Source organism: Shewanella salipaludis, from assembly GCF_012911865.1.
GTDB lineage: Bacteria > Pseudomonadota > Gammaproteobacteria > Enterobacterales > Shewanellaceae > Shewanella > Shewanella salipaludis.
This window is the reverse complement of record NZ_JAAXYH010000001.1, coordinates 126,120-150,904: the sequence shown is the minus strand read 5'-3', so window position 1 is coordinate 150,904 and position 24,785 is coordinate 126,120. Positions and strand designations below refer to the sequence as shown.

Annotated in this window: 23 protein-coding genes and 2 pseudogenes; 12 read left to right on the top strand and 13 right to left on the bottom strand. The window is 55.3% G+C overall.

Features of this window, described 5'->3' with window-relative positions:
• The first annotated feature begins 16 nt into the window (after window positions 1-16).
• The 5 genes and pseudogenes from HC757_RS00610 to HC757_RS00590 all read left to right on the top strand — a co-directional run bounded on the left by HC757_RS00610 (window position 17) and on the right by HC757_RS00590 (window position 5,025).
• Window positions 17-1,198, top strand: coding sequence for a multidrug effflux MFS transporter (locus tag HC757_RS00610; protein WP_244623016.1), 1,182 nt, complete (start codon window positions 17-19; stop codon window positions 1,196-1,198).
• A 514-nt stretch (window positions 1,199-1,712) separates the two neighbouring features.
• Window positions 1,713-3,434: an acetolactate synthase 3 large subunit gene (locus tag HC757_RS00605; RefSeq protein ID WP_169562326.1), complete on the top strand. Its 1,722-nt coding sequence runs from the start codon at window positions 1,713-1,715 to the stop codon at window positions 3,432-3,434.
• Complete coding sequence (gene ilvN, locus HC757_RS00600) at window positions 3,434-3,928, top strand: acetolactate synthase small subunit (RefSeq protein WP_169562325.1); 495 nt, start codon at window positions 3,434-3,436, stop codon at window positions 3,926-3,928. The genes HC757_RS00605 and ilvN overlap by 1 nt, the downstream gene beginning before the upstream one ends.
• 199 nt (window positions 3,929-4,127) lie before the next feature.
• A pseudogene (locus tag HC757_RS00595) lies at window positions 4,128-4,292 on the top strand (transposase); the annotation flags it as partial.
• Window positions 4,293-4,635: 343 nt separating this feature from the next.
• Complete coding sequence (locus tag HC757_RS00590) at window positions 4,636-5,025, top strand: putative quinol monooxygenase (protein WP_169562323.1); 390 nt, start codon at window positions 4,636-4,638, stop codon at window positions 5,023-5,025.
• 168 nt (window positions 5,026-5,193) lie between these two features.
• On the opposite strand, the gene HC757_RS00585 is transcribed toward HC757_RS00590, so the two are convergent.
• The 5 genes from HC757_RS00585 to HC757_RS00565 form a co-directional block, all read right to left on the bottom strand.
• Window positions 5,194-5,613 (bottom strand): fucose-binding lectin, encoded by a 420-nt coding sequence (locus HC757_RS00585; protein ID WP_169562322.1) that lies wholly within the window; start codon window positions 5,611-5,613, stop codon window positions 5,194-5,196.
• A 230-nt stretch (window positions 5,614-5,843) separates the two neighbouring features.
• Window positions 5,844-8,528 carry a cation-translocating P-type ATPase gene (locus HC757_RS00580; protein ID WP_244622989.1) on the bottom strand — a complete coding sequence of 895 codons (2,685 nt, stop codon included), beginning with the start codon at window positions 8,526-8,528 and terminating at the stop codon, window positions 5,844-5,846.
• Window position 8,529: 1 nt separating this feature from the next.
• The gene (locus HC757_RS00575; RefSeq protein ID WP_169562321.1) at window positions 8,530-9,114 is read right to left on the bottom strand and encodes a hypothetical protein; all 585 of its coding nucleotides are present in this window, start codon (window positions 9,112-9,114) and stop codon (window positions 8,530-8,532) included.
• 4 nt (window positions 9,115-9,118) lie between these two features.
• Window positions 9,119-9,388: a DUF211 domain-containing protein gene (locus HC757_RS00570; protein ID WP_169562320.1), complete on the bottom strand. Its 270-nt coding sequence runs from the start codon at window positions 9,386-9,388 to the stop codon at window positions 9,119-9,121.
• A gap of 295 nt (window positions 9,389-9,683) precedes the next feature.
• Window positions 9,684-10,277 carry a Vps62-related protein gene (locus HC757_RS00565; protein WP_169562319.1) on the bottom strand — a complete coding sequence of 198 codons (594 nt, stop codon included), beginning with the start codon at window positions 10,275-10,277 and terminating at the stop codon, window positions 9,684-9,686.
• A 317-nt stretch (window positions 10,278-10,594) separates the two neighbouring features.
• Between HC757_RS00565 and HC757_RS00560 the strand changes: the two are divergent.
• The 3 genes and pseudogenes from HC757_RS00560 to HC757_RS00550 all read left to right on the top strand — a co-directional run.
• A pseudogene (locus tag HC757_RS00560) lies at window positions 10,595-10,868 on the top strand (transposase family protein); the annotation flags it as partial.
• 365 nt (window positions 10,869-11,233) lie between these two features.
• Entirely contained in the window at window positions 11,234-11,653 is a 420-nt protein-coding gene (locus HC757_RS00555; protein ID WP_169562318.1) for a GNAT family N-acetyltransferase, read from the top strand.
• 119 nt (window positions 11,654-11,772) lie between these two features.
• Window positions 11,773-12,243 carry a GNAT family N-acetyltransferase gene (locus HC757_RS00550; protein WP_169562317.1) on the top strand — a complete coding sequence of 157 codons (471 nt, stop codon included), beginning with the start codon at window positions 11,773-11,775 and terminating at the stop codon, window positions 12,241-12,243.
• A 328-nt stretch (window positions 12,244-12,571) separates the two neighbouring features.
• Here HC757_RS00550 and HC757_RS00545 read toward each other — a convergent pair whose 3' ends face one another.
• The 3 genes from HC757_RS00545 to HC757_RS00535 form a co-directional block, all read right to left on the bottom strand.
• A complete protein-coding gene (locus tag HC757_RS00545; RefSeq protein WP_169562316.1) occupies window positions 12,572-13,027 on the bottom strand; it encodes an Hsp20 family protein in 456 nt (151 codons plus the stop codon).
• A 327-nt stretch (window positions 13,028-13,354) separates the two neighbouring features.
• The gene (ushA, locus tag HC757_RS00540) at window positions 13,355-15,064 is read right to left on the bottom strand and encodes a bifunctional UDP-sugar hydrolase/5'-nucleotidase UshA (RefSeq protein WP_169562315.1); all 1,710 of its coding nucleotides are present in this window, start codon (window positions 15,062-15,064) and stop codon (window positions 13,355-13,357) included.
• A gap of 373 nt (window positions 15,065-15,437) precedes the next feature.
• A complete protein-coding gene (locus HC757_RS00535; protein ID WP_169562314.1) occupies window positions 15,438-16,112 on the bottom strand; it encodes an alpha/beta hydrolase in 675 nt (224 codons plus the stop codon).
• Between the two features lie 199 nt (window positions 16,113-16,311).
• On the opposite strand from HC757_RS00535, the gene HC757_RS00530 reads away from it, so the two are divergent.
• Window positions 16,312-17,301: a glutathione S-transferase family protein gene (locus HC757_RS00530; RefSeq protein WP_169562313.1), complete on the top strand. Its 990-nt coding sequence runs from the start codon at window positions 16,312-16,314 to the stop codon at window positions 17,299-17,301.
• A 14-nt stretch (window positions 17,302-17,315) separates the two neighbouring features.
• On the opposite strand, the gene HC757_RS00525 is transcribed toward HC757_RS00530, so the two are convergent.
• On the bottom strand, window positions 17,316-17,543 hold the full coding sequence (locus tag HC757_RS00525; RefSeq protein WP_169562312.1) for a DUF3389 family protein: 228 nt from the start codon (window positions 17,541-17,543) through the stop codon (window positions 17,316-17,318).
• A gap of 195 nt (window positions 17,544-17,738) precedes the next feature.
• On the opposite strand from HC757_RS00525, the gene HC757_RS00520 reads away from it, so the two are divergent.
• Window positions 17,739-19,655, top strand: a complete 1,917-nt coding sequence (locus HC757_RS00520; RefSeq protein WP_169562311.1) for a M1 family metallopeptidase — start codon at window positions 17,739-17,741, stop codon at window positions 19,653-19,655.
• A 159-nt stretch (window positions 19,656-19,814) separates the two neighbouring features.
• Here the strand turns inward: HC757_RS00520 and HC757_RS00515 are convergent, their stop codons facing one another.
• Together HC757_RS00515 and HC757_RS00510 are read right to left on the bottom strand one after the other, a co-directional pair.
• Window positions 19,815-20,297 carry an FKBP-type peptidyl-prolyl cis-trans isomerase gene (locus tag HC757_RS00515; RefSeq protein ID WP_169562310.1) on the bottom strand — a complete coding sequence of 161 codons (483 nt, stop codon included), beginning with the start codon at window positions 20,295-20,297 and terminating at the stop codon, window positions 19,815-19,817.
• Window positions 20,298-20,410: 113 nt separating this feature from the next.
• Window positions 20,411-21,637: a lytic murein transglycosylase gene (locus HC757_RS00510; protein WP_169562309.1), complete on the bottom strand. Its 1,227-nt coding sequence runs from the start codon at window positions 21,635-21,637 to the stop codon at window positions 20,411-20,413.
• 294 nt (window positions 21,638-21,931) lie between these two features.
• On the opposite strand from HC757_RS00510, the gene HC757_RS00505 reads away from it, so the two are divergent.
• Both HC757_RS00505 and HC757_RS00500 read left to right on the top strand, forming a co-directional pair.
• Window positions 21,932-22,291 carry a DUF2750 domain-containing protein gene (locus HC757_RS00505; protein WP_169562308.1) on the top strand — a complete coding sequence of 120 codons (360 nt, stop codon included), beginning with the start codon at window positions 21,932-21,934 and terminating at the stop codon, window positions 22,289-22,291.
• Between the two features lie 51 nt (window positions 22,292-22,342).
• The gene (locus HC757_RS00500) at window positions 22,343-22,987 is read left to right on the top strand and encodes a hypothetical protein (RefSeq protein WP_169562307.1); all 645 of its coding nucleotides are present in this window, start codon (window positions 22,343-22,345) and stop codon (window positions 22,985-22,987) included.
• Between the two features lie 82 nt (window positions 22,988-23,069).
• Here the strand turns inward: HC757_RS00500 and HC757_RS00495 are convergent, their stop codons facing one another.
• Together HC757_RS00495 and HC757_RS00490 are read right to left on the bottom strand one after the other, a co-directional pair.
• Window positions 23,070-24,020 carry a chemotaxis protein CheV gene (locus tag HC757_RS00495; protein ID WP_169562306.1) on the bottom strand — a complete coding sequence of 317 codons (951 nt, stop codon included), beginning with the start codon at window positions 24,018-24,020 and terminating at the stop codon, window positions 23,070-23,072.
• A 115-nt stretch (window positions 24,021-24,135) separates the two neighbouring features.
• Entirely contained in the window at window positions 24,136-24,744 is a 609-nt protein-coding gene (locus tag HC757_RS00490) for a class I SAM-dependent methyltransferase (RefSeq protein ID WP_169562305.1), read from the bottom strand.
• Between the last annotated feature and the right edge of the window lie 41 nt (window positions 24,745-24,785).

Sequence of the window (24,785 nt, the reverse complement as noted above, 5' to 3'; positions counted from 1 at the left end):
CAATAGACCCGTGCCCATGCTGGCACTGCTGATCCCCATGCTCGCCGCCATAGTGGCCATCACGCCGCTGGCCATCGACATGTACCTGCCGGCCATGGCGACCATAGCCGCCAGCTTCGACACAGATATCACCACGGTACAGCAATCCCTGAGTCTGTATCTGGCCGGTTATGCCCTGGGCATGTTGTGTTTCGGTCCCCTGGCCGATCGCATAGGTCGCCGCCCCCTGGTGATCATGGGGCTGGCGGGTTTCTGCCTCATCAGTCTGCTTATCGCCGTCAGCCCCAGCATAGAGGTGTTTCTCTCGCTGCGACTGCTGCAGGCCTTCATAGGCGCGGCCGCGACCGTGGTGGTGCCAGGCTATATCAAGGAGGTCTATGGCAACAACACGGCCAAGGGCATGTCCTATGTCAGCCTGATCATGATGTTGGCGCCCTTGCTGGCGCCGACACTGGGCAGCCTGATCCTGGGGCTGGGCAACTGGCACCTGATCTTCCTGGTGCAGGCAGGGTATGCCGTCACCTTGCTGCTGTTGGTGCTGTTCAAGCTGAAGATGCCCAGCGACCAGGACATAAGCAGCCGCAGCCAGAAGTCTTTCCTCGGCGGCTATGCCACTGTGCTTTGCCGCAGCGGCGTCAAGATGAACATCGCCAGCGGGGTACTGACCTCGTTCGCCTTCTTCTGCTACCTCACCGCCTCGCCATTCGTGTACATGGAGGTATTTGGCCTGGATAAGGCGATGTTCGCCCTGTTGTTCAGCACCAATGTCGGCGCTCTGATGCTGGCCAACATACTCAACTCGCGCATCGTGGGTCGCTACGGTTCGGTGCGCATGCTGCGTGTCGCCACCTTCTGCGGCGCCCTGGCCGCCGGCGGCCTCCTGCTGGTGAACCTGTTTGGGCTAGGCTACCAGTTCACAGTGCTGATGCTGATCCCCTTGATGGGCAGTCTGGGGATCATGTCGGTCAACGCAGATGCCATAGTGCTGATGAAGTTTCAGCAGCAAACCGGCACGGCCACCGCCGTGATAGGCACCCTGAGGTTCGGTTTCGGCGCCCTGGCGGGCCCGCTGTTGGCCCTGTTCTACACGGGCACTGCCGTGCCCTTCTCCGCCATCATGCTGCTGGCCGTGGTGCTGGTCGGCCTGTGTCAGTTCAATCGCCCCAGCCATCAAGCGGCAGAGAAGCCTGCGACTTAAGCTGTCACGATAAGGCCCGGCAAGCTCCTGTCACCACAGAACCGCAACGCCCATTGACGTTGCGGTCTGTGTCCCTTGGCGAACGCCAGTTTCAAAAAAGCCATTGCTTCAAAAAAGCTATTAGCTCAAAAAACCTGTTACTTCACAAAACCATGGTAACGCTGTCACCAACCCGGAGGCAGAGTCCGGCTTTCGGCCTTAACCCCATGACAAAAAGACGGTTCCAGCCACATAAAACTCCGCCAGCCGTCCTCGGCTGGCCGGCTTAAAGATGAAAATGTTTCATTCAGGTTATTTTTCTGATTAAAAGGCTTGAAACGCAACTGCTTTCCCCTATGATGAAAAGCTGTTGCCCAGCAACAGTTGCTGCATCCACAGGATGAAAAGTCTGCTCCACCGAGCAGTCATCGGCAAGCGAGAGTCGGGACTACCCTCCCGGCTTTAATTTAGAGCGATTACCGTCGCTGTAAGCAAGCTACTGTCTACCGTAACGGTAACTTAAGAGGAATTGCCCATGGAGATGTTATCCGGCGCCAGCATGATCGTCCGTTCCCTGATCGACGAAGGCGTGTCCCACATATTCGGCTACCCAGGTGGCTCGGTTCTCGATATCTATGACGCCCTGCACGAAATCGCCGGCGTAGAACACATACTGGTGCGCCACGAACAGGCGGCGGTACACATGGCCGACGGCTATGCCCGCGCCACTGGCAAGGTGGGCGTGGTACTAGTGACCTCGGGTCCGGGTGCCACCAATGCCATTACCGGCATAGCCACAGCCTACATGGATTCAGTCCCGCTGGTGGTCCTGTCCGGCCAGGTGCCGAGCAACCTGATAGGCAACGATGCCTTCCAGGAATGCGACATGATAGGCATTTCGCGTCCGATAGTGAAACACAGCTTCCTGGTCAAAGATCCCCAAGACATACCCGAAACCATCAAGAAGGCCTTCTACATAGCCGCCAGCGGCCGTCCCGGCCCTGTGGTGGTCGACTTGCCCAAGGATTGTCTGGATCCTGCGCTGCTGCATCCCTATGTCTACCCCAAGAGCGTCAAGATGCGCTCCTACAACCCGACGACCTCGGGCCACAGGGGACAAATTCGCCGCGGCCTGCAGGCGCTGTTGGCCGCCAAGAAGCCTGTGCTCTATGTCGGCGGCGGCGCCATCATTTCCGCCTGCGACCGCCAGATACTGACTCTGGCCGAACGCCTGAACATTCCGGTGGTCAATACCCTGATGGGACTGGGGGCCTTCCCCGGCACCCACGCCAATTGCCTCGGCATGCTGGGGATGCACGGCCGTTACGAGGCCAACATGGCGATGCACCATAGCGATCTCATCTTCGGCATAGGGGTGCGCTTCGACGATCGCACCACCAACAAGGTCGAGAAATACTGCCCCAACGCCACCATATTGCACATAGACATAGACCCTTCGTCCATCTCCAAGACCATCAGGGTCGATATCCCCATAGTGGGCAGTGCCGACAATATTCTCGATGCCATGCTGGAACTGCTGGACGCAGAACAAGACACCCGGCAGGACGAGGCCGCGATAGATTACTGGTGGAGCGAAATCAACCACTGGCGTGAGCGCGACTGTCTGGCCTACGACAGCAACAGCGACCGCATCAAGCCGCAGCAGGTGATAGAAACGCTGTACAGGCTGACGAAGGGCGAGGCCTATGTGGCCTCGGATGTCGGCCAGCACCAGATGTTCGCCGCCCTCTATTATCCCTTCGACAAACCCAGGCGCTGGATAAACTCGGGGGGCTTGGGCACCATGGGCTTCGGCCTGCCGGCCGCCATGGGGGTCAAGATGGCGATGCCGCAGGAGACAGTGGTGTGCGTCACCGGTGACGGTTCAATCCAGATGAACATCCAGGAGCTGTCGACCGCGCTGCAATACGATGTGCCTGTGAAGATCATCAACCTCAACAACCGCTTCCTCGGCATGGTCAAGCAGTGGCAGGACATGATCTACTCGGGTCGCCACTCCCACTCCTACATGGATTCTGTGCCCAACTTCGCCAAAATCGCCGAAGCCTATGGCCATGTCGGCATGACCATCAGCAGCCCGGCCGAGCTGGAGACCAAACTGGCCGAGGCCCTGGCCATGAAAGACAGGCTGGTGTTCGTCGACATCAGCATAGATGAGACGGAGCACGTATACCCCATGTTGATCCGCGGCGGGGCAATGAATGAAATGTGGCTGAGCAAAACGGAGAAAAGCTGATGCGGCGAATTATTAGTGTATTACTGGAAAACCAACCCGGCGCCCTGTCCCGCGTGGTCGGCCTCTTCTCCCAACGCGGCTACAACATAGAAAGCCTGACGGTGGCACCGACCGACGATCCTACCCTGTCGCGGCTCAACATCACGGTCGCCGCCGACGAGATGGTGCTGGAGCAGATAGAGAAGCAGCTGCATAAGCTCATCGACATACTCAAGGTATCCAACATCACTGAGTCGGCCCACATAGAACGTGAGCTGGCGCTGGTGAAGGTCAAGGCCAGCGGCGATACCCGCGAGGAGGTCAAGCGCACCGCAGATATCTTCCGCGGCCAGATAGTGGATGTCACCGCCAGCCTCTATACCATACAGATGGCCGGCACCAGCGAGAAGCTCGACGCCTTCATCCGCGCCTTGGGGGAAGTGACCAAGGTGGTCGAAGTCTCCCGCTCCGGCGTGGTGGGCCTGGCCCGCGGCGACAAGGCGATGCGCGCCTGAAGCCTGAATGCCTGAATGCCTGAATGCCTGAGTGCCTGTGCGATGGCAATCGACCAGCCACGTACGATGAACAACAAAGGCCGGCTCAGCCGGCCTTTGTTGTTTTTGAGACACTGCAGGGTGGGCTTATTACAGTTGCCTGGCTGATTGAACTTGACCCGTTTTAGTGGACATCCAAATGAGTCATTGAGGTGTTCCTATGCCGGCATACAAAACCGGAAAACGGACTCAGCAGTACACGCTTGAGTTCAAGATAAAAGCAGTAGCCTGGTCACACTTTCCTCATCCTTCGGTCAAGGATGTTGCCGAAACGCTGGACATACACCCCTTTATGTTGTCTCATTGGCGCAAAGAATATCGAGAGGTAAATGGGGTATGCCGCTGAGACCCACCCTGTGGCTCAATCTATGCCAAATTTTACCCAAAGCAATACAGGCACCGGCACTTCCCGGTTATTTCAACCCTTGGCTGCATCACTCTTAGGTTGTGACTGATTTTTGCGTACTATGAGTGGGTACCAAACAAAGTGCAAAAAATTTTGGAATATACTATGCGTTCCTTAATCGCCGCCCTTGGCTTAATTCAAACTTAAGCTGGCGAAGTCCTGTCGATTATGAGACCTTGGTTACATAACAAGGAACTGCTCACTTTATGTGGGTGGCATAGGGCCGTGTTCAGCTAAGGTTGCTTAAATCCTAAGGATATTTATGAAAACGATCGGAAAAATGATTTTAGGATTACTCTTATTCACTTCGCATCATGTGTATGCAGTAGATAAAATGGAGACAAGCAATTCAATCAGGTTTGGCATGCAGGCGGTGTTCACCGCACAGCCAGGAAAGGGCGAGGAATTAGCCCAAATTTTGCTCCAAGCCTCCCAAGTTGTATCCCATTTAGAAGGCTGCATGATTTATCTGGTACAAGTTGCCTCAGCCGATCAAGACAAAATCCTGATCACCGAGGTTTGGGAAAACCAGGAAGATCAGCAAACCTCATTAGCAAACACTGAAGTCCGGGAGTTAATTAATCGCGCACGTCCTCTTATTGTGGCCATGGAGCATACCCCAGCCAAACCTCTGGGTGGCAAAGGCCTGTGACAGCTTATTTAATAGAGGAACACCTTAGGTGGTGGTTTTGAAACAATAAAGGCAGATAATGCCCTATCTTTATTGTTTCATCTTGAGGGAATGGATGGCTATATTTGCCAGTCGCAGCTGAAATCGCTCGCTTCTACGCTCTCGTAAAAGCGAGCGGATGGTGGCTAGTTAAGAGCCTTCATAAACACCAACATACCAGGGACCACTGCCGTCCCAACATTGTTCCTGAACTTCACCCGATACTTTGGTGACATAGACACGTAAATGAACCGCGTTGTTCGCATACCATGCAGTTGCCGAAGAATGGGTGCCATCTGTGCTCAATGCCCCAATATACCACTTATCCTTATCCCAGCAGTGCTCGACAATTTTACCTTGATCACTGACATAGGCACGAATGTGAATTTGGCCAGAAGCATCGACCCAACTGGCTGCGCTCACAGTCTGCCCTTCTGCTTTAAATGCGCCGACATACCAGGAGCCACTGTCCCAGCACTTTTCCGTAACATTTTGACCATCGCTTGAATAAACACGAAGACTAATATTTCCCCAACTTACAACCGCAGTAGAATAATTAAAATTAAACATCTTAAATTCCTTTTAAAAAGTTAAGTTAAACATCCTTTGATACTTATATTTGAAACCTGCGTGCATATAGGTAAATTTACCCACTAAACCGGAATGGATATATTCGCCAAAAACACGCAGTAACAGTGCAATCACAGTATAGAAGCTGTTTATGAGGACAGCCAAAATTATTCTTGGCCGGCACCATCATTGTCGGCAGCTGCCCGAATGTCCACGCCTTGAACTCGGGATCATGGACCGCGGGCGCGGCCATCTGGGTACAGCAGGCCGCGGCGCAGCAGCCATTTCTCCGCTTCCACCGCCAGCAACACAGTGGCCGACAGCAAGAGGCACTGCAGCAGCGCAAAGGGGGGCAAGGGCTGGGTATGGAACACACGGTTGAGTACAGGCGTGTAGATCACCGCCAGTTGCAGCAACAGCGTCAGCAGCACAGTTCCCAGCAGTGGCAGGTTGCTCAGCAGCCCAAGTTGCAACAGAGACTGGCGCTCACTGCGTACCGCCAGCGCGTGAAACAGCTGTGCCACGGTCAAGACAGTAAACACCATGGTCTGCCAGTAGGCCTGTCCATGGGCGATGGCCCAGGCCATGGCGGCGAGGCTGATACCGCCGATATACAGGCCCGCCCAGACTATGTGTTGCCACAGGCCATGGGCAAAAATGTTTTCCGCCGGTGGCCGCGGCGGCCGCTGCATGATAGCCGGCTCGGCCGGCTCCAGCGTCAGTGCCAGCCCGGGCAAGCCATCTGTGACCAGGTTGATCCACAGAATATGGATCGGCAGCAGCGGCACCGGCAGTCCCATGAAAGGCGCCAGAAACAGGGTCCAGATCTCGCCGGCGTTGGATGTCATGGTGTACTTGATGAACTTGCGGATGTTGTCGAAGATCCGTCGACCGGCGCGGACAGAGTGCACTATGCTGGCAAAATTGTCGTCGAGCAACACCATGTCGGCGGCCTCGCGTGCCACATCCGTGCCCTTGCAGCCCATGGCCACGCCTATGCCGGCACGCTGCAGTGCCGGCGCATCGTTGACCCCGTCGCCCGTCATGGCCACAAATTCCCCATTGGCCTGCAACGCCTTGACGATGCGCAATTTCTGCTCGGGCGTCACCCGCGCATAGACCCTGATGGAGCCGACCTTCCGTGCCAGTTCGGCATCGCTCAGGGCCGCCAGTTGACCACCGCTGAGCAATTCGGCGGGTTGACGGGCGATGCCCAGCCCCCGGGCTATGGTCATCGCCGTGCCCGGGTGATCGCCGGTGATCATCACAGTGGTAATGCCGGCGCTGTGGCAGTCACTCAACGCCTGGGCCGCTTCCTGCCGCGGCGGGTCCATCAGCCCAACCAGCCCGAGGAACGTCAACCGTTGCTCCAAACTGTCGCTGCCCTGCCCCGCCGGCAGGGAAGCAAATTCACGCATGGCAAACGCCAGTACCCGATAGCCCGCCTCGGTCAGACGCTGCACCTCGGCCAGCACCGGCCGCTCCTCGAAAGGCTCGACGGCGGCAACACCCAGTTGGCGGACGCACAGGCTCAGCACTGTCTCCGGCGCGCCCTTGGTATAAGCCAGGACTCCCGGGTCACTCTGGTGCAGGGTGGTCATGCACTTGCGGCGGCCATCGAAGGCCAACGCCATCAAGCGGGGGAAAGCCTGCTCCAGTGCTGTCTTGTGAAAGCCGCTGCGGGCGGCGGCATCGAACAGCGCCAGTTCGGTGGTTTCCCCTGTCATCTGGCCATCCTGCAGGGCCACATCGTTGCTGAGTGCCATTGCCTGCCCCAGTTGCAGCCAGGGTGGCCCGGGCCGAGGCGGCAGCGCCGCGCTCCGCTCGCCGGCGGCAAACAGCGCCTCGACGCGCATGCGATTCTGGGTCAGGGTGCCCGTCTTGTCGGCACAAATATAGGTGACAGAGCCCAGCGTCTCGACCGCCGGCAGGTTGCGCACCAAGGCATGGTGGCGCACCAACTTGCGGGCACCCAGGGCCAGAGAGATAGTCACCACAGCAGGCAGGGCCTCGGGGATGGCAGCCACCGCCAGGCTGACGGCGGTAAGCAACATCAGCATGGGGGCCTGTCCCTGCCACACACCCACCACGAATACCAAGGCGCAAATCACCAACACCGCCAGCACCAGATAACGGCCAAAGCGCAACAGCCTCTGCTGCAACGGCGTGCTGACGCCCTGCTCTGTTTGCAACATTTGAGCTATGCGGCCCATCCGGGTCTGCAAGCCTGTGGCCACCACCACAGCGCGAGCGCGGCCGCGGGTGATCAGGCTGTGATTGAAGAGCAGATTGTGACGCGTCGCCGGATCCCCGTCATCGGCACACTGGCGGGCACTCTGCTTGTCGACAGGCAGGGACTCACCCGTCAGCGCCGACTCATCGGCCTGCAGATCCTCGGCCTCCAGCAACCGCAGATCGGCCGGTACCTGATTGCCGCTCTCCAGCAATACCAGATCGCCTGGCACCAGCTCGCTGGCCGCCAGCAACACAGGCTGGCCGTCCCTCAGTACCCTAGCCATAGGCGCCGCCATGGCCTGCAACGCACTGAGCGCGCGCTCGGCACGAAACTCCTGCAACGTGCCTATCAGGGCGTTGAGCAGCACTATCAGCAGGATAGTCACAGTATCCTGGGGCTCACCGATGAAACCGGAAATCAGCGCCGCAACCAGCAGCACCAAAATCATGAAATCGGCAAACTGCCCCAACAGCATCCGCAGCCACGAACGCTGACGGGCCGAAGGCAGCACATTGGCGCCATAGCGCTGTATGCGGCGCCTGGCCTCGGCGCTGTCCAGACCGCGGCGTGAGGATGCCAGCCGTTGCAGCACTGCGTCTGCGCCGAGCAGATGCCATTCGACGCGGTGCATGTCTGTGTCCACCAAGGGCCGCGGCGGCTCCTGGGCATTGTGATTCATGTCAGTGTCCGCCAATGAGGTAGATGAGTGCGGCGGTCAGCGCGGCGACCAGCAGAGTCTGCAGACCGCTGCGCCACCAGGACGTCTGGGCGATACGCCCGAGAAACACCCCGAGAAAGAAAATCAGCAACAGTGCCACCATCACCGCCAGCGGCAGCGGCGCCAAGGGCAAGGCCATGCCGGCGCGTGCCAGCCACAGGGGCGTGAGGATCAACAGGGATATTGCCAGCGGTGCAGCGCCGTTGATGATGGCGATAAACAGAGGTACCCAGCGCGCCGCCTTGCCGTGGGCACTGGCATGCAGATCGCTCAACATCGCCTCCTCCAGTTGGCTCAGTGCCCGCTTGCGCTCGGCCGCTTCACTTATATAGGCGCTGCTGGTGCCACTCATGGCAAGGGCGATGGCCGCCCCCAGACAGGCATTGAGGATAAGATCCAGCTCGGCCGGCGAGCTGAACAGAAAACCCAGGATCAACCCCAGCATGGTGAGCGCCCCATCGAAACCATTGACCACCAGATAACGCCGCACTATGCCCTGACTGCGACTGATGCGCAGCAAGAAATCCACCCATGCCAGCCAGCCCACGGCGTCAGTCCGTGCCGGCGCCGCTGTGCACTTCTACCTCATCTATGCTGTGCAGCGAGCCACCGAGAGTGTTGATGGCGCCATGAATGGCCTCGAAATCGAGGGCGGCACCTTCCACCTGCAGCCGCAACGACTCGGTTTTTTCATCCATCTCCAACACCGTCAGCTGTACCCGGTAATCGGCGCCGACCGCGGCGACCCCAAGGCAAAACTCCAGCGCATTGGGCCTGTGGGGTTTGAGTATATCCAAGACCATCTTTTTAACCGTAACCATGGCACCCCCTGACTGCTGTGACATTGCCGGCGTCCATCACTGCCGACGCTAAAACGCTTCCCAGAGGCAAGTGTAGGTCAGCGCAGATGCTTTGGCCTGTTAGGCCTCGCCGCACAGACCCGGAGCAACGAAGTGCCGACGCAGGCTAATGGTTAATGGTCAAACAGCCGGCTCAAGTTGAGCTGAAAGAAAAAGAACAAAGAGAAGGCGAAAAAAAGGAAAGAGAGGACATATACTCCTTTGGATTCTGGAGCTAAAAACCATTTTAATGGATTTTAGCTCTCCCAAATTTTATTTACGAGAGTGCTTTAAACACATAGACTGGACTGCTCACCGGATTATAATTCCCTTGAGGGAAAAATGTTCCCGGCGTACTAGAACCAGGGCTTTGTATTTTCCAGATAGAAATATCTTCAGTTGCACCAGATTTTTGATCATTCCAAATTAGTTCTCCTGCACTACCAAGAGTCAGTAAATCGTTTCTGACACAACGATAGTTACTAAGGTTTGGAGTAGTGTACCCTCGTTGTGCAACACCGCCTAGTGCAGTGTATCCATCCGGGGCTTCTGGCATCCAAATACTTCCATCTTCGTTAGCCCCTGATTTTTTGTCACCCCATATTTGTTTGTAAGAAACTGGTTTAGCAAGTAAACCACTACCGTCATCTTTTACGACAAGTACCTGACCAGATGGTTGCAAGTAATTACCTTGACAATAATCCCCCAAAATAAAATATCCTTGCGGAGGTGCAGGACGCCAAAAAGCCCCATCCATTTTTGCCCCACTACCTTTATCCCAGTATATGTTGGTTGGCTCAAAACTATTAATAAACTTAAACTGCAAACTTTCAATTGATGCAGGCATTTCTAACGCATCCAAGTTACTCATGATAAATTCCCTTTTATTGCATTAATTACTTAAAGACCTTTAACACCCTGTTTAACTGTTAAAGATTCTGCATTTTCCGCCAGAATTGAATAATCCTGCTGCAAAAAGTACAGATGAAGTTTAGTACATTCACTATCAAAAGTTATTACACGCCATTACATCAAGGCAAGATCGTGAACATATTTTAACCGCTTCAGACTCAAATTGACTAGCGGACTCTTGAATTCGCGGTCGACTATGATCTTATGTCCTATTTTTAATATATGATCATTTTTAATAGAGAGTAAAATGAAGCCTTCACATCGCATTTCGACTCGATTGCTGACAGCCGACAAGCCTCCAAAGCCACCCAGTCGTTATATGATGTTGTGTTTATCACTCTGTGCCGGCGTTATTGCCAAAGCCTAAGGCGGGTCTGAGATCCAAGGTTATGCTGCCTTGTAGCATAACTCGTTTACATGAAAGAAATTCTTACCGAAGGTGCCCCTGTCGATGATACTATCGTACGTATAATCTCTCGTATCGAGCCTGAGCAATTTCGTCAGTGCTTCGCAAATTGCGATGCGAGCACCTCATGAGATGAATGATGGTGTTAAATCTGGAGAAAAGTCATCCGCACACGCTAGATGACGAGTGGGTAGCAAACAAAGTACAAAAAGTTAAGATGTCCGTATACCTTATAGGGACGAAGAACAGTACTTCATCCCATACGCTAGCCATGCAATTTGAAGGACCATCAACACCGCTCCCACATCTGTCCTTTTGGCTAATGCGCAATGGCCCAAGAACCGCTCAGAAAACCATACACTCTCGATTTGCCACTGAAGATGGCACTTCTTGCTGCATAAACAAAAATTAAAAATTCATTAATTCAAAAGCATGAATTACCATTCTCTCTGGATAGCAAACAAACACTAAGCTGATAATGTCATATACCCCAGGGAGAAATCAGCACAATGAGAATCACGACAGTATCTCAACCAGCCGACGGCGACTTTGAAGTGCTAAAAAATGGGCTGAACGGCTTTAATGAAGTGCATACCGGCTCACTGTATCGGGAGAAAATATCTTCTTTCGTTAAAGATAACCAAAACCAAACCCTTGGCGGCATTCTTGGCGAAATAAAATGGGGCTGGCTATACATCGAAGGTCTATGGGTCTCTGAATCCGTTAGATCAAAGGGGTTTGGCTCCAAGTTGCTGCAACAACTGGAAGATTATGCCCAATCCAAAGGTGTTACAAACTACCGCTTGGAAACTACGTCATTTCAAGCTTTAGACTTCTACAAAAAGCAAGGGTATGTGTTATTTGGTCAATTACCCGACATGCCGCCCACTTTTACAAGCTACTTTTTAAAAAAGCAAACGGCCATATAGCAACCCAAGCCGGCGGAACAGATAAAGCTTGCTTGCTTGCTTGCTTGCTTGCTTGCTTGCTTAGCCAAGCCAATTAGCCCTGTTTGGGCTGTCGTGCACTGAATTAACATGGAAATACCATGGTAGAAATCGAGCAACTCACAAATTCACACCTTGAGTCGGTTAACAATATTCGCTTGACCGAAGAACAAGTGAAATTCGCCGGCACTGCCGCAGAGTTTCTGTTGGATGGCAGTGAGACTACCCATTTGCATGTCATCAAGTCCAATGATGTTATCGTAGGCTTCTTTAAACTGGATACCGCATACCCTGCAAACTACCGCTTCTGTCCCGAAGGCAGCCTGGGGTTAAGAGCCTTTGCCATTGATAAAAATCAACAGGGAAAGGGTATTGGTACTGCCGCGGTAAAGGCATTGTTTTCTTACCTAAAAACCCACTATTCAAATTACGGCTCAATCTACTTAACCGTCAATTGCAAGAATCCGGGTGCGGTTGCTTGCTATCAGAAAGGCGGCTTTGAAGACACGAATGAGCAATACCTTGGCGGTGCGGCTGGACCACAGTACATAATGCGTGGAAACATCGCCTAACAACTGACTCTGGTGTTGAATTCGCCCAGCAGATCTCGAAAGCCCGTAGGTGTGATTCCACCTAGGTTTTTTGTGGCTGACAATGCGGGTGAGCCTCCGATTAGCGCCCTGGCCTGATGACGCTGGAGAACCAGCCGCTCCCGGAATCAGCCGCTCCCGAAATCATCAGGTACGGACCGAGGTTGGGGCAGAGAAAGAACAATAACGCCGGTCGGCTTGTCGACTGGCGTTATTTTGCCGGACCATTTTTCCGGGCTATTTACCGAGCCATTTTACAGGCCAATGAAGCATACCTGCCGGGATGCTTCATTGGCCGCTGCGGCTGAGCCTAGTCGTTTTGGGACGCTTTGCTTTCAATCGTCCGGCTGCTGCCTATCTCTATCTTGCGGGGCTTGAGTGCCTCGGGGATTTCCCGCACCAGATCTATGTTGAGCAGGCCATGTTCCAACTCGGCGCCGACCACGGTCACGTGATCCGCCAACTGGAAGCTGCGTTCGAAGCCGCGCTCGGCTATGCCTTGGTACAGGTATTTGCGCTCTGTCTGCGCCTCGGTTTTGCTGCCCTTGACCAGGAGTTTCTCGCCTTCGCTGGTGATTTCCAGCTCGTCCATGGCGAAGCCGGCGACGGCCATGGTGATACGGTAACGGTTCTCACCCAGCAATTCTATGTTGTAGGGGGGATAACCGCTGTTGCCGTTGTTGGCGGCGGCATGTTCAGCCAGCTGGGCCAAACGATCGAAACCTATGGCACTGCGGTACAGGGGGGTTAAGTCATAATTACGCATGGTCATATCCTCTTACTCAAGCAATATGTGATAAATCGAATCGGCCGACTGGGTCGCGCCTCTAGTCACAAATGAACACACCTTACCAATGCAAATCGCGGCGCTGTTGGCCTATTGGTACTGTGATCCTCACCTCGAGCCCTCGATGAGCGACTCTGTAATTGATATGGATGCCGGAAAGGATTTTTCAAGCCGCAGGACAGATTTTTTTAGCTGCATGAAAAAGGCAGCCCTGGGGCTGCCTCCTGTATTAACGCTCGACTAACTGTCAATGCCATGGTTAACCCACGGCTTAATGGCTAGCCTCAAATTGCATTCGAACCTGTTTTAGTTGCTGATCTTGCAGCCGGCAACGCTTTCAGAGTTCTCGTACACTATGTCACCGACCGGGTTATAGTCGTTAGCCACTATGCTGCCCTTCTCTTTGAAGAAGTCATACAAGACGTCGGCATCGACATAACCTGTCTGTACCGGTGTCAGCACAGGATAACCGTCGCCGCCGGCGGCGTTGAAGCTAGGCACAGTGAAGCTATAGCTGTCGGTGGCGCTGAAGTCCTTACCGTTGATCTCGCTGATGGCCACTGTCTTGGCGGCGCAATCGACACTCATCTTGACGCCGGTTACCTGGGCATAGGCGCCAGAGTCTATCTGCATGCTGGCGACGGCGCCCAGATAATTGGCCACATCGCTGCCCGTCATAGTGCTCAGGGTCACCATGTTGCCGAAAGGCTGCACCGTCAGCACATCACGGTAGGTGATATCACCTGCTTCAATAGAAGCGCGCACCCCGCCCGAGTTCATCACGCCGAAATCTGCGTGAACCTTGGTGCTCTGGGCCATGGCCAGCAAGCGACCCAGGTTGGTTTGCATGTTGCGCACATTGGCACGTTCGCCGTCCAGCAGACCATCGGTAGTCGCTATCACTTCATCCAGCTTGCCGTTGCCTTTGTCCTGGAAGTATTGCAGCAATTCTTTCAGCTCGGCATCCGGTGCAATTTCGTCACCTATCAACACCTTGCTCTTGTTACCCGCATCATCGACGACGGTTTTCTTCAGATTGACCGGGATCAGCTTGTAGCTTGCCAGATGCAGCTTGCCGCCAAAATATTCGAAGTCGGCACGGCCTACATACTTGCCCCATTCATGGGCTTGCATGATCCAGGCACCGTTCTGTTGATCCGGTACACAGGCATCGCCGGCAGAGAAATCGGCATATTCATTGGTGCCGGGCTCCATACACACAGGGTTTTGCGAGTGACCGCCAACCACCAGCTGCAGATCGCCTTCAGTCAGGGCGCGCGCCATGGCGACATCCCCTGGGGCGTTGCTGCCGTTTTGACCATCGGCATAGTGACCCATATGAGTGGCGGCAAAAATCAGATCGGCAGCCTTGGCGTCCTTGATTTCCTTGATCACCTTGGCCACTTCGACTTTAGGATCTGTGAAGGTCAAACCGCTGATGAACTCAGGATTGCCTATCTTAGCCGTATCTTCCGTGGTCAGGCCGATAACGGCCACTTTCAGTCCCTTGATGTCGAACACCTTGTAGGCGTCGAAATAACGCGTGCCATCTGCCTTGTAGATGTTGGCCGCCAGCATAGGGAACTGGGCCAGGTGACGTTGCATGTCCAGGATAGACAATGGGTTGTCGAATTCATGGTTGCCTACGGCCATGGCATCGTAACCTATGTCGTTCATGCCGACGAAATCCGGAACGGCATCCTGTAAATCAGACTCTGGCACGCCGGTATTAATATCACCGCCGGACAACAATAAGGTTTCGCCACCGTTGGCTTCAACTTCGGCACGAATTTGTTGAATTAAGGTTTTACGGGCCGCCATACCATATTCGCCGTCGGCATTGGACCAGAAACGGCCATGGTTATCGTTGGTATGCAACACGGTGAACTTGGTGCAGTTATCGACACCACAAACTTCGGGTACGGGTGCTGTTGTATCGTCATTACCGTTATTACAACCTGCGAGTGCAGCTAACACAGCTGTGGCAAGCAATCCCTTAACCAATTTATTAGACATTATATCAACCCCTTGATTTTATTTATTTTAGTACTATTAATTTCCGGCGAACATTTGGTATTCGCCGGCGCGTATAATATCAAAGATTAAATCGTAAATGTGTCAAAAAAATTAATTAAACTGAAATATCTGCTTATTTAAATGAGCTAAATTGAGTTTATTTTGTTTTGTTTGAAGAAAAGGGTTTGCAAATAAAAACCTGATGCAGGAGAGGCAACAAATAATGTTGGAATATAAAAAGCTGGCAAAGGCGCCAGCTTATTGGATCTGAGTTAGAATTTTTACTCAGTTGTTCACACCCGGCATTGTCCCGAAATGAGAACAGACTGCGTGAGCGGGGGCGATTGGCGACTCTGTTTGTTACGCTTTATTTTTACGCCTGCAACACTTTTGTTAACCAGTTGCCTATCTCAATCAATTGCTGTGGCAAGACGCTATGTGGCATGGCATAGGTCTTCCAACTCAGCGGATAACCTGCCGCCAGCAGCGCATCTTTGGCCATGGAGGCCGCAAACAAGGGCACCACATCGTCTTGCTCACCATGATGTTGCAGTATCGGGGTGTCTCTGTTGGCATCGCTCAGCCCTTCGGGCAGCTTATCACCGCCGGGCAGATAACAGGACAGGGCCATGATGCCCGCCAGCGTCTGTGGGTAGCGCAAGCCGGTAAACAGGCTCATCACCCCGCCCTGACTGAAGCCTGCCAGCACTATCTTGTTGGCGGCAATCCCGGACGCGATTTGTTCGGCGATCAACCCGGCCACCAAGGCCTCGGACGTCAATACCCCCGCCATGTCGGCCCTGTCGTGCAGGTCCATGCTCTTGATGTCGTACCAGGCCCGCATCCGATAACCGCCATTGATGGTCACCGCCTGCTCCGGGGCATGGGGGAACACGAAACGTATGCCGTGATCCGCCTTCAATCCCAAGGCGGGCACCACGGGGGCGAAGCCGGCCCCCGAATCCCCTAAACCATGCAACCAGATCACGCAAGCCGTGGCCTGGGTGCTGGGTTCGACGACAATAGCTTCAAGCGGCAGAGCTGACATAATGTATCCTTTTACTTCTTATCATATGGAATGGATTGGGCCGCCATGATAGCAGCAGTCGGCCTTGGGCGTCACTCGGCGCCCTTCGCCTGACAGGAACTATAGAAAAAATCGAACGGTTAACGGCAGTTTTTCCGCTATATCCCAATCAACACAAACAATAGACTCACACCTGAGCCGACATTGAAAGGTAACAGAAATGGGATTATTACAAGCTGGAAAATGGGTCGACGCCTGGTATGACACAGACGCCAATCAGGGTAAGTTCATCCGTGAAGCCGCCCAACTACGCAACTGGATCACTGTCGATGGCAGCCCGGGGCTCAGCGGCCGCGGCGGCTTCGAGGCCGAAGCCGAACGCTATCATCTGTATGTGTCACTCGCTTGCCCCTGGGCACACCGCACCCTAATCTTCAGGAAACTCAAGGGCTTGGAGTCCCTCATAGGGGTGACAGTGGTTGAGCCGCACATGTTGGCGAATGGCTGGGAATTTCTGCACCCCAACACCCAACAGCATATCCAGGGGGCCCAGGCCGATCCCCTCTATGGCGACGATTTCCTGTATCGGCTCTACCAGCGCGCCATGCCGGATTACAGCGGCCGGGTCACGGTGCCCCTGCTCTGGGATAAACAGACTCAGTCAATCGTCAGCAATGAATCATCGGAAATCATCCGCATGTTCAACTCGGCCTTCGATCACCTGACCGGCAACAGCCAGGATTATTATCCTATTGCCCTCAGAGACGAAATCGATGCGCTCAACGCCTGGATTTACCCTCAGATTAACAACGGCGTCTATCGTGCCGGCTTTGCCACCAGCCAAGCCGCCTATGACGATGCCTTCGAGGCATTGTTTGCCGCCTTGGAAGAGCTGGAACTGCGCCTGACCCACAAACGCTATCTTACCGGCGCGACGATCACCGAAGCCGATTGGCGCCTGTTCACCACTCTGATACGTTTCGATGCCGTGTATGTCGGCCATTTCAAAACCAACCTGAAACGTATCGAGGACTACCCGGCACTCTCGGGCTATCTGCGTGACCTATACCAGCAGCCAGGCGTGGCCTCGACCGTGAATATGGAACACATCAAGCAACACTATTACTACAGCCATGCCAACATCAATCCCAGCCGCATAGTGCCACGCGGGCCTGAGATAGATTACCTCAGACCTCACGGCAGGGACTAACCTAGGTTAGTCCCTCACTCATAGTCCAGGCCCAGCTGTTCCCGGATCTGCTCCAGCTGGGCCTCGTCATCCAGACTCAGGCTCCAACGCACCGCGCCGCCATCGGCAAGCAGCAGCCTCCCCTGCCGCTTGAGCTGTATGTCTTCGGCCATCGCCTGCAACACCAGATTCGAAGCCCGCAGCCGCACTTGTACCTCAAATGCCGTGACTATTATTTTACCCTGTGAAAAATCCAACACCATTTCGAGTACGCTCCGATAAAAAACGCGCCATCATAGCAAACTTGGCCGCGGCAAACCCAAATTCATCTGCCGCGGACCTATTCCCGGGTCAAAGCCAATACCCGGGGCAATTAGCCAAAGGCGGTTGACCCTAAAAGATAAAATTCGGGTAAACTGGCCACTCAACAAATCCCATAGAACAAAAATAGGTTGATCATGACAATCTCTTACTCCCGCTGCGCCCTCGGCCTGAGCCTGCTTTGTGGCGCAGTCTTGCTGCCCGCGGCCGCTGCCCAGGCGCCCGCAGATCCGGCCGTGGCGCACCAGGCTGCCGCCAAGACAAGCATCTCCCAAAACAGCGACGCGCTCACCTTCGCCAACTATCTGGAAGTCAGTGTCACTCACATAGCACTGGATCTGGCGCTCGATTTTGCCCACCAACAAATAGCAGGCGATGCCATTCTGAGCCTGGACTGGCATAAACCTGGCCATACCCTGGTCCTCGACAGTCGCGGCTTGAACGTCAGCCAGATCAGCGCCCTGGACGGCGACGGCCACTGGAGCAAGGCCAGTTATCATATGGGGCCGAACCACCCAGTGATGGGCGAGCCCCTGATCATAGATTTCGCCGCCACCGACGTCAGCCGGGTAAAAATTACCTATCAGGCGTCGAGCACGGCTTCCGGCCTGCAGTGGCTGACGCCGGCGCAGACCCAGGGCAAGCAAGCTCCCTTCATGTTCAGCCAAAACCAGGCCATACATGCCCGCAGCTGGATCCCGCTGCAGGATACCCCGGCGGTGCGCAGCACCTATGAGGCCAAGATCAGTGCGCCCGAAGGCATCAATGTGGTGATGAGCGCCGATCGCCGGAAGCTGTCGTCCACCCAGACCCAATTCTCCATGCCGCAAGCTATCCCCGCCTACCTCATCGCCATCGCCGCCGGTCACTTGCAATTCAAGGCGTTCGATGCGACTTCCGGTGTCTGGGCCGAGCCGGAGATCCTGGCACAGGCACACGAGGAGTTTGAAGATACCCCGGCGATGATCAAAGTTGCCGCCAAACGTTATGGCGACTACCGCTGGGGCCGTTACGATCTGCTGATCCTGCCGCCGAGTTTCCCCTTCGGCGGCATGGAAAATCCCCGCCTGTCCTTCATCACCCCGACCGTCATCGCGGGTGACAAGAGCCTGGTGAGCCTGATAGCCCATGAGCTGGCGCACTCCTGGTCCGGTAACCTGGTGACCAACGCCAGCTGGCGCGATCTCTGGCTCAACGAAGGTTTCACCACCTATGTTGAAAACCGCATCATGGAAGACTTGTATGGCCGCAAACGGGCACTGATGGAGCAAGCCATAGGCTATGGTGAGCTGCTGGCCGAGCTGCCGCAACTCGACGACGGCGACTCTGTGTTGCACCTGGACATAGGCAGGCGCGATCCCGATGATGCCTTCAGCTCCGTCCCCTATGTCAAGGGCCAGCTATTCCTGCTCTTCCTGGAACATAAGTTCGGCCGTGAGCGTTTCGACGCCTTCGTCAAGGGCTACTTCAATCACTTCGCCTTTCAAAGCATAGACACCGCCAGTTTCAGGGCTTACCTGAAGACGCACCTGCTCGAAGCCTACCCGGGAATCGTCGGCGACGCTCAGGTAGACGACTGGATAGAGGGCCAGGGGTTGCCGGCATTCATGACGCCGCCGCACTCTGAGGCCTTCACCTCTGTGGACGAGCAGCGCCGGGCATGGCTCGACGGCAAGCTGGATGCCGGCCAACTCCAGACCCGGGACTGGGTGGTTCACCAGTGGTTGAGGTTTATCAATGAGATGCCCCGGCTGGATCTGAGCCACGACAAGCTGGCCGAGCTGGATAAGGCGTTCGACTTCAGCCACACGGGCAACAAAGAAATCGCCTTCTCCTGGTACTCACTGGCACTGGACAATCAGTATTACGAAGTGCTGCCCCCCCTGGATGCTTATCTGACCCAGATAGGCAGACGCCGCCTAGTGGTGCCCCTGTACCAGAGCCTGGCGGAGTCCAAGCAGAGAGCCTGGGCCAAGGCCGTCTACCTCAAGGCCCGTGCCGGTTACCATCCCCTGACCCAATCGGGTCTGGATAGGTTGTTCGACATACGCTAGCCGGCGGGTGCCACTCCATCAGACAGGCCAACATTCACAGCCAACAAAAAGCCCAGACCTGAGTCTGGGCTTTTTCATGCATGGGCCGATTGCCGGGCATCAATACTGACATTCAATACTGCAATTAAATACTGCTGCCCGAGACGGCAGGCGGCAGCATCAGTGGTGATGGCCACCGGCGCCATGGGCATGGCCATGGGCGATCTCTTCGTCGCTGGCATCACGGGCACCGACGACTTCGATATCGAACGTCAGCTCGCGGCCGGCAAGCGGGTGGTTGACATCGACCGTGGCCATGAACTTGCCCACTTTCAATATGGTCACCTGACGTTGCCCCTGATCCGTGTTGACCACGGCGCTCATGCCAGGCTTCCACACCTTGGCGCCCATCAGATGCTTAACAGACACGCGTTGCTCGGCACCTTCGATACGCTCGCCATAGGTTTCGGCCGCCGGCAGAGTCACGGTAAACTTGGCACCTATTTCTTTGCCATTGATGGCATTTTCCACGCCCGGCATCATGTTGTCATGGCCATGGAGGTAGGCGATAGGCTCGCCGCCCTGATTGCTCTCTATGACGTCACCCTTCTCGTCACGCAGTGTGTAGTTAAACTGCACTACCATATCGTCTTTAATGCTCATCGAATGTCCTTAAATTCACTTCGATTTCAAATGTGGCCGCAGCTTAGCAAAACTGCCCTGCGGGCTCCACATTTTTATCTGCCACCGGGCGCCTGGCCCGGGAAGGCAAACCGTCAAGGCGCTGTCTGTTGTTTAACCATCGTGGCCAACGCCTGCAAGGTTTCCTCGCCGGGATAACCATCGGCGATCAACTGCCGGCTGCGCTGAAACGCCTGGATCCCGGTCACAGTGTTGCGGCCGAGCACCCCGTCCGGCTCTCCCACCTGAAAGCCGAGTAAGTTCAGTCCGGCCTGCAGCTGCTTGACCCGCTCACGACTCAGCCTCGGCTGCTCCGGCGGCCTGACGGTGAGCGGCGCGGCGCCCACTATCCTGTCGGCCAGATGACCGACGGCGATGGCGTAAAATGCCGAACGGTTCCAGCGCATTATCACCTCGAAATTATCGTAGCCGAGAAAGGCGGGGCCGGTATGGCCAGCCGGCACATACAGCGCCGCCCGCATATCCGCCGTTGGCAGCGACCGGCCATTGGCGCGTTTGAGCTTGAGTTTGGCCCATTCGCTCAGCGGCTGCGCCTGCTGACGCCCCAAGTGGCGGTAATCGAACTCCTCGGGCAGCAGGACTTCCCTGCCCCAGCGTTCGTCCCGTTTCCAGCCCAGGTGCTGCAGGAAGTTGGCCGCCGAGGTCAAGGCATCCTCTGTGCTATGCCAGAGATCGGCCCTGCCGTCACCGTCACCATCCAGGGCGTACTTGCCATAGGCCGAAGGCATGAATTGCGTATGTCCCATGGCCCCGGCCCATGAGCCGACCATGTCCTTGGACTCGAAGCCGTAACGCTCTTTCAATTTCAGCGCCTGGATGAGCTCAGAGGTGAAATAGTCGCTGCGCCTGGGATCACAGGCCAGGGTCGCCAGCGAGTCCAGCACTGGCATCTTGCCCTTGTAGCGCCCGAAGTTGGTTTCCAGTCCCCAGAAGGCCAACAGATATTGCGCCGGCACCCCATGCTGCGCCGTCAGACGCGCGAGCAGCGGCTTATGTTCGGCCAGCAAACGCCGGCCCTCGGCGACCCGCCAATCTGTCACCCTTTGGTTGAAATAGTTGCCGAAGGTCTGGCTGAACTCGGGTTGTTTCCTATCCAGCTCCAGCACCCTGGGTACCAAGCGCAACTGCGCCACTGTCGTATCGACCGTCTCAGGCGACAAACCCGCCGCCCTCGCCTTGGCTTGCAGTCCGGTGACGCAGGTGGCAAATTCAGACGCGTCATCGGCAAGAGCAGTCTGGCCAAGCAGCAGACCGGAAAAAAGTGTTAATGCGGCCACAGAAATAAAAGTACCCAAAGACATGACTCCAAAAAAAGAACATCAAGAAGAATGACTGTGGCTCGAGGCGCGGCTGCCCTTATTGGTGCCAGCCGGCCTGTAACCCAACCTCAGTCCAGCCTAGGCAGAGACCCGGGCACCACAGTCGGCACTCAGAGCATACTACCCGTGAAGCCGCCGCGATTCACCCCCGGCGTGCAATTTAACTGAAGATGTGCTGTCTGAGGCCACAAAAAAATCTTAACAAAGAATCCCTTGGCCTATGCTGCCGTTGCCGTATAATGAAGCCGTTATCAGCACACACCAAAGAGACCTATCATGACTGAAATCAATCCGGCACTGGCTGGCTTTATCGAAAATGTAAAACAAGATCAGATCCTCTGGGGCCTGCAAGATGAAACCGGCGAAGGTTGGGTCGTTTGTGATTCATCTGAGTTTGAAGACACAGATGTGATGCCCCTCTGGTCCAGCCAGGCAGCGGCCAAGAGCCATTGCAGCGACGAATGGCAAGATTATCAGGCGGTTGCTATCACTCTGGATGAGTTTCTGGAGTTCTGGGTCTCAGATCTGAACGACGATGGCGTCTTGATTGGTGTCGATTGGGAAACGGATCAGGATTGTTTCGAGCTGGATCCCATAGTGCTGGCCAAAGAATTAGTCGATGTCGAAGAAGCCTAACCCTCTCGCTATCGCCCTTGTGACATGGGGTGCAGGCCGCGTCTGCCCCTGATGTCCATGGCAACCTTAGTCGATATCCCTTTCGACAAACGTCATACCTGCTGGTTCTGTGGGGAGCCGAGCAACCTGAGCTTCGAATACCCGGCGCAGCCCCCTACTCCGCACCCTTCACTGACAGTGCCCGCCTGCAAGGAATGCCTGCAGCTGGCCAGAAAACACCGTCTGACCTCCATCTGGGACTGCCGCATGGCGGTGAAGGATGATCTGCTGCGCCTCTATGCCAAGCACCTGGCCATAGGCATCAACTGGACCCCTGAAGAGCTGGCCGAATCGGAATTTTCCTGCAAGATATTGTCCGGGTTCAGGGAAAATGCCTGGATGATGTACGAAATCGCCCGTGACAGGGTCAATGCGCCCGGCTGGCCACTGAGTTTGGATGGTGTCTTGCTGGATGATCATGGCTATACCGCAGGCTTCAGTTTCGACGGCCTGGACTTCCGCTCGGTCAATGCCGCCATCAACCACTATGGCAATAGCCTCAGCCTGGACAAGGACTTGCTCGCCAAGCTGCTCGGCCTCCTGGGACGGGAGCGTTTCGGCCATGCCGTGCGCCTATGCCGTATGCATATAGGCGTCAGTCAAGAAATGAAGCGCCGGCTGTTACAGGATATCGCCGAAGAACTGGCCAGCGACTAGTTTAAGCATGGCTCGGATCATAGGCATCAGACCATGGACATCAGGCCATAGACATCAAACCATGGACATCAGACCATAGGTATCAGGCCGCGGCATCGAGCAGGCCCTGCAACCTTTCCTGCACCACGCCAACCAGCAGATCCGGCTGGAACTTGGCGATGAAGCGATTACAACCCACCTTCTCTACCATGGCATGATTGAAACTGCCGCTCAATGAGGTGTTCAAGGTGATATAGAGATCTTTCATGTCCTTGTCGCACCTGACCTCATGGGTCAGTTTATAGCCGTCCATCTCGGGCATTTCCGCATCTGTGATCATCATCAACAACTCATCGGCCACAGATTTCCCCTGATCGCGCCATTGCTGCAGCAAGGTGAGCGCCTGCAGGCCGTCACAGGCCTCGATGATCTCCAGTCCCAGGGGCCTGAGGGTGTCTGCCACCTGACGCCGGGCGGTGGCCGAATCATCGACTATGAGGATCTTCCGTCCCGGCATATGCGGCACCAGCTCATGATCCAGCACGCCATCCGACACGCAGACGTCGTAACTGATGATCTCCGCCAACACCTTCTCCACATCTATGATGGACACCAGCTGGGATACCCCCTGATACTCCATGCGGGTGATGGCCGTCAGGTAGGTGTTGCGTCCCACCGCCTTGGGCGGCGGCATGATATCGCCCCAGGTCATATTGACTATGTGCTCAACCTTACCGACCAGAAACCCCTGCACACTCTGGTTATATTCTGTGATGATGAGATTGGTTTCCTCCGACTGTGGCATGGGGGAAAAGCCGATAGCGGCTCGCAGGTTGATCACGGGAATGGACATGTTGCGGATCTTGGCGACACCACAGATATTGGGATGGCTCTCCGGCAAGAGACTCAGCCTGGGCACTTTCACCACTTCCTTGACTTTGAATACATTGATCGCAAATAACTGAGTCGAATTAATCCGAAACAATAACAGCTCGAGCCGGTTCTCACCCACCAGCTTAGTGCGTTGATCGACGGACGCTAAAACGTTTGCCATATCCTGATATGCCTCAATCCTAAATCCATTCCGGCCTACTTTTTGACCTTTGAGCCAGCGATTATAACGATACTCGTGACGGAAAAACCAGACTAAACGCCTAATATTCAGCAATTTAATTATTGGGGGTACGCTTTCGTGCCAGTACCATGCCAGCCAACTGCAGCAGGTTGCGGGCCTTGACTATCTCGAATCCGGCCAGCATCAACTGCCGCAAGATGTCGCCGTGGTCGAACCTGTTATGCTGCGGATGCACAAACAGCCGCCGGCTGAGGGGATTGCAGATGACCGCCCGGTAGAGATCTTCAATCACAAAGTAGCCCCCGGGCCGCAGTACCCTGGCGACCTCATCCACGGCCCGCTGCCAGTCGGGAACATGGTGCAACACGGCAAAATCAAACACCATGTCGAAGCTGTTGTCGGCAAATGCCAGCTCACAGGCATTGCCCTGGCGGACATCCAGCCAGTCACAGCCGGGATGGCGCGCCCTCGCGGCGGCGACCATCTGCGGGTCCAGATCTATGGCGCTGACATGCATGGCGCCAAAGCGCCGGCGGATGATGTCTATCCCCTGCCCGAAGCCGCAGCCTATTTCCAGCGCCGCCGGCACAGGACCGACATCGCCCTCGAACAGGGACAGCAACAGGGGCGCCTCGAGCCTGGCCTGCAGCCAATGCCGCCAGGGATGGGCGACCAGGTATGTTTCCAATCGATTCAACTTCATTCGTTCTCCCCCCTGTCGGCACCCACCCTGGATGCCTGACA

Bases quoted from the DNA above. Each gene is read 5' to 3' on its own strand.
- ilvN (WP_169562325.1), top strand. From the start codon at position 3,434: ATGCGGCGAATTATTAGTGTATTACTGGAAAACCAACCCGGCGCCCTG.
- HC757_RS00520 (WP_169562311.1), top strand. From the start codon at position 17,739: ATGACAATCTCTTACTCCCGCTGCGCCCTCGGCCTGAGCCTGCTTTGT.
- HC757_RS00500 (WP_169562307.1), top strand. From the start codon at position 22,343: ATGTCCATGGCAACCTTAGTCGATATCCCTTTCGACAAACGTCATACC.
- HC757_RS00545 (WP_169562316.1), bottom strand. From the start codon at position 13,027: ATGCGTAATTATGACTTAACCCCCCTGTACCGCAGTGCCATAGGTTTC.
- ushA (WP_169562315.1), bottom strand. From the start codon at position 15,064: ATGTCTAATAAATTGGTTAAGGGATTGCTTGCCACAGCTGTGTTAGCT.
- HC757_RS00510 (WP_169562309.1), bottom strand. From the start codon at position 21,637: ATGTCTTTGGGTACTTTTATTTCTGTGGCCGCATTAACACTTTTTTCC.
- HC757_RS00505 (WP_169562308.1), top strand. From the start codon at position 21,932: ATGACTGAAATCAATCCGGCACTGGCTGGCTTTATCGAAAATGTAAAA.
- HC757_RS00565 (WP_169562319.1), bottom strand. From the start codon at position 10,277: ATGAGTAACTTGGATGCGTTAGAAATGCCTGCATCAATTGAAAGTTTG.
- HC757_RS00525 (WP_169562312.1), bottom strand. From the start codon at position 17,543: ATGGTGTTGGATTTTTCACAGGGTAAAATAATAGTCACGGCATTTGAG.
- HC757_RS00555 (WP_169562318.1), top strand. From the start codon at position 11,234: ATGAGAATCACGACAGTATCTCAACCAGCCGACGGCGACTTTGAAGTG.
- HC757_RS00490 (WP_169562305.1), bottom strand. From the start codon at position 24,744: ATGAAGTTGAATCGATTGGAAACATACCTGGTCGCCCATCCCTGGCGG.
- HC757_RS00515 (WP_169562310.1), bottom strand. From the start codon at position 20,297: ATGAGCATTAAAGACGATATGGTAGTGCAGTTTAACTACACACTGCGT.
- HC757_RS00535 (WP_169562314.1), bottom strand. From the start codon at position 16,112: ATGTCAGCTCTGCCGCTTGAAGCTATTGTCGTCGAACCCAGCACCCAG.
- HC757_RS00550 (WP_169562317.1), top strand. From the start codon at position 11,773: ATGGTAGAAATCGAGCAACTCACAAATTCACACCTTGAGTCGGTTAAC.
- HC757_RS00590 (WP_169562323.1), top strand. From the start codon at position 4,636: ATGAAAACGATCGGAAAAATGATTTTAGGATTACTCTTATTCACTTCG.
- HC757_RS00605 (WP_169562326.1), top strand. From the start codon at position 1,713: ATGGAGATGTTATCCGGCGCCAGCATGATCGTCCGTTCCCTGATCGAC.
- HC757_RS00570 (WP_169562320.1), bottom strand. From the start codon at position 9,388: ATGGTTACGGTTAAAAAGATGGTCTTGGATATACTCAAACCCCACAGG.
- HC757_RS00585 (WP_169562322.1), bottom strand. From the start codon at position 5,613: ATGTTTAATTTTAATTATTCTACTGCGGTTGTAAGTTGGGGAAATATT.
- HC757_RS00530 (WP_169562313.1), top strand. From the start codon at position 16,312: ATGGGATTATTACAAGCTGGAAAATGGGTCGACGCCTGGTATGACACA.
- HC757_RS00610 (WP_244623016.1), top strand. From the start codon at position 17: ATGCTGGCACTGCTGATCCCCATGCTCGCCGCCATAGTGGCCATCACG.
- HC757_RS00495 (WP_169562306.1), bottom strand. From the start codon at position 24,020: ATGGCAAACGTTTTAGCGTCCGTCGATCAACGCACTAAGCTGGTGGGT.
- HC757_RS00580 (WP_244622989.1), bottom strand. From the start codon at position 8,528: ATGAATCACAATGCCCAGGAGCCGCCGCGGCCCTTGGTGGACACAGAC.